The sequence below is a fragment of the Nonomuraea sp. NPDC001684 genome, from assembly GCF_053596515.1.
Genome location: NZ_JBSFGJ010000674.1, coordinates 1 through 3,562, shown reverse-complemented (window position 1 = coordinate 3,562; position 3,562 = coordinate 1). Strand labels below are relative to the sequence as shown.

General features: G+C 74.5%; 4 protein-coding genes. All 4 read left to right on the top strand.

Annotated features, from left to right (window positions below; translation table 11 throughout):
- Positions 1-651, top strand: a 651-nt coding sequence (locus ACWCSD_RS49865) for an ABC transporter ATP-binding protein (RefSeq protein ID WP_449926420.1), incomplete at its 5' end; no start/stop codon positions are given.
- A complete protein-coding gene (locus tag ACWCSD_RS49860) occupies positions 636-2,384 on the top strand; it encodes a hypothetical protein (RefSeq protein ID WP_449926417.1) in 1,749 nt (582 codons plus the stop codon). The genes ACWCSD_RS49865 and ACWCSD_RS49860, both read left to right, overlap by 16 nt.
- 59 nt (positions 2,385-2,443) lie before the next feature.
- Positions 2,444-2,977: a PadR family transcriptional regulator gene (locus tag ACWCSD_RS49855; RefSeq protein ID WP_449926414.1), complete on the top strand. Its 534-nt coding sequence runs from the start codon at positions 2,444-2,446 to the stop codon at positions 2,975-2,977.
- The coding region (locus ACWCSD_RS49850; RefSeq protein WP_449926411.1) for an ABC transporter ATP-binding protein at positions 2,974-3,562 on the top strand (589 nt) is incomplete at its 3' end. The genes ACWCSD_RS49855 and ACWCSD_RS49850, both read left to right, overlap by 4 nt.

Here is a 3,562-nt window from a genome sequence, read left to right as displayed (position 1 = left end):
GTCGGCCAGAACGGCGCCGGCAAGACCACCACCCTGTCCATGGCCGTCGGCCTGCTGCGCCCCGACGCGGGCGGCGCCGCGATCTTCGGCCAGGACGTCTGGTCGGCTCCCGAGCAGGCCAAGGCCCTGGTCGGGGTGCTGCCCGACGGCATGGCCATGCCCGAGCGGCTGACCGGCCGCGAAGTGCTCACCTACCTCGGCCTGCTGCGCGGCCTGCCCAAGGACGAGGTGGCCCGGCGCGCCGACGAACTGCTGGCCGTGCTGGAACTGGACGGCGCCGGCACCACGCTGGTCATCGAGTACTCCACCGGCATGCGCAAGAAGATCGGGCTGGCCACCGCGCTGCTGCACGCGCCCCGGCTGCTGGTGCTGGACGAGCCGTTCGAGGCGGTCGATCCGGTCTCGGCCGCCACGATCAAGCGGATCCTGCGCGGGTTCGTCGCGAACGGCGGCTCGATCGTGCTCTCCAGCCACGTCATGGCCCTGGTGGAGCAGCTCTGCGACCGGGTCGCGGTGATCGACAGGGGCACGGTGGCCGCGGCCGGCACCCTCGACGAGGTGCGCGGCGGCCGCTCGCTGGAGGACACCTTCGTCGCCCTCGTCGGCAACGACGACACCGGCGTGAAGGAGCTGTCGTGGCTGTCACACTGACCCCGCCGAACACCCTGGCCACCATGGCCCGGATGAAGGTCGCGCTCCTGCGCCACGCCTTCCGGGGCACCCGGGCCCAGACCGCGGGCACGGGCGCCGCGCTGGGCGCGCTGCTCGCCGCCGGGACGATCTACCTGGCCGTCGCCGACCCCGAGCTGCTGGCCGCCGCCTACGCGGTGTGGCTGCTGGGCTGGATGCTCGGCCCCGTCTTCATGGGCGGCGGCGACGAGACATTGCGGCCGGAGTACTTCACGATGCTCGGCCTGCCGCCGCGCCGCCTGGCGTCCGGGCTGCTGGTGGCGGCCTTCGTCGGCGTCGCGCCGCTGGTCAGCCTGACCGCGCTGCTCGGCCTGCCGATCGCGGGCGCGCGGCTCGGGCCGGTCAACGCCCTGGTGGCCGTGCCCGCCATGGTCTTGCAGCTGGCCGTGTTCGTGCTGCTGTCGAAGCTCGCGGTGGCGCTGGTCGGGCAGGCGCTGCGGTCCCGGGCGGGCGCGATCGCCTCCGGCGTGCTCAACGGCGCGATCCTGGCGGCGCTCGGCCAGATCTGGATCTTCTTCGTGGCCTTCGGCCAGACCGGCATGCCGTCGTTCGTCCGGTATCTGCCCTCCGGGTGGGGGCTGCTGGCCGTCCAGGGCGAGTGGTGGGCGCTGCCCGCCCTGGCGCTCCTGGCCGTGCTGCTGCTCGGCGCGTGGGCGGTGCTGCTGGGGCGGCGCGCGGGGGCGACGCAGCGGTCCGGGCGCACCCGGCGTCCGATGACGGCCGCCACCGCCAACCGGGCGATCGTCGCCAAGGAGCTGCGCACCTGGTCACGTGATCTGGTGCGCAACCACCAGCTCACGTTCGCGCTGTCGTACGCCGTCTGCTTCGCGGCCGCCCCGCTGGTCGTCGGCTGGAACGGCATGCTGCCCTACGCGGGCCCGATCTTCGTCGTGATGGCCGCGGCCATGGCCGCCAACCAGTACGGCGCCGACGGCACCGCGCTCTGGCTGACCCTGATGACCCCCGGCGCTAGCGACGTGCGCGGCCGGCAACTGGCGTGGCTGACGGCGCAGACGCCGGTGGCGGCCGTGCTGACCGTGGCGTTCACCGCGATCACCGGCGGTCCGTGGCCGCTGGTCCTGGCGCTGCTGGCGGCCCTGCTGGGCGGCGCGGCCGGGCTGGTGCCGCTGATCTCGGTGTACGGGCTGGTGCCCGGCACCGACCCGCACCGCCGCGCCGGCAACCCGCTGCGCACCAGCGAGGACGACGGCGGCCTGACCGGGCTGGCCTACCTGACCCTCGCCCTGGTGGCTCTCACCGGGCTGCCCGCGGCGCTGGTCGCCCTCCGGTACGGCTGGGCCGGGGTCGCCGTCGGCGTCCTGACGGGGGCGTTGTGCGTCTGGGGCCTCGGCCTGCTCGCCGAACGCCGCCTGCGCGCGCAGGGCCCCGAGCTGCTGGACCTGATGCGCACCGGCCGCAGGCAGCGGCCCGCCGTGGCCTCCCGCTTCGACCGGCTGTCCACGACGCAGCGCATGGTCACCTGGTGGTGCTTCGGCCTCGGCGCGATCCCGCTGGTGCCGCAGGGCATCCTCGCGGCCGTCTTCGTCTCCAACGACATGCTGCGCCACTCCTGGTTCCTGGCCACGTACATGCCGGCCGGGCTGCGCTATCCGGTCGCCGCCGGGTTCATCCTGCTCGGCCTGGCGATGTACGGCCTGGGCCTGTGGATGATCAGGCCGCGCCCGTCCCAGTAGGTTTTGACACCTCCTACGGCTAACCGCTATCTATTGGCTAACCGTTAGGGGGTGAGGCCGTGCAGGACGCGGTGCTGGCGATGCTCGCCAAGGAGCCGTCGCACGGCTACGACCTGCGCGCCCGCCTGCGGCACAGCCTCGGCCCGCTGGGCGAGTCGATGAACCCCGGCCAGATCTACGTGACCCTGGCCAGGCTGGAGAAGGCCGGGCTCGTCGCCTGCGAACGGGCCGACGGCCTCCCCGAGCGGCCCGACCGCAAGGTCTACGCGCTGACCCCCGACGGCCAGCGCCGGGTGGCCGCCTGGCTCGCCGAGGTCGGCTGGCCGAAACCGGACCTGGCCGAGTTCCATCTCAAACTCGCCGCCGCGGCCGCGGCCCGGCTGGCCGACCCGGTCGAGCTGATCGCGGCGCAGCGCCGCGAGCTGCTGCGCCGCCTGCGCGAGGTCCAGCGGGCGGCGCTGGACGAACCGCCCGGATCACCCGCCGGCCTGCTGCTGGAAGGGGTCGTGCTGCGGTTGCGGGCCGACCTGCGCTGGCTGGACGCCTGCGAGCGCACCTGGTCCGGGGCCGAAGACGAAGACGAGGGCGCATGAACGTGTTACAGGCCCGCGGCCTGGTGAAGACGCACGGCCAGGGGCAGAGCCGGGTCCGCGCGGTGGACGAGGTCGACCTGGAGATCCCCCAGGGGCAGACGCTGGCGGTGACCGGCCCGAGCGGCTGCGGGAAGTCCACCCTGCTCCACCTGCTCGGCGGCCTGGAACGGCCCACCGGCGGAGAGGTGTGGCTGGCCGGCCGGCGCGTCGACACGCTGAGCGAGCGGGCCCTGGCCCGCCTGCGACGCCGGTCGGTCGGGTTCGTCTTCCAGGCGTTCCACCTGGTGGAGGAGCTGTCGGCGGCCGAGAACGTCGAGCTGCCCGCGCTGCTGGCCGGCCGCTCGCGCCGCCAGGCCAGGCGGCGAGCCCACGCGCTGCTGGACCGGGTCGGGCTCGCCGCCCGCGCCCGGCACCTGCCCTCGCAACTGTCCGGCGGCCAGCGCCAGCGCGTCGCCGTCGCCCGCGCGCTGGTCAACGACCCGCTGGTGGTGCTGGCCGACGAGCCCACCGGCAACCTCGACACCGCCGCCACCCTCGACGTTCTGAGGATCTTCGGCGAGCTGCGTTCCGCCGGGCAGACCCTGG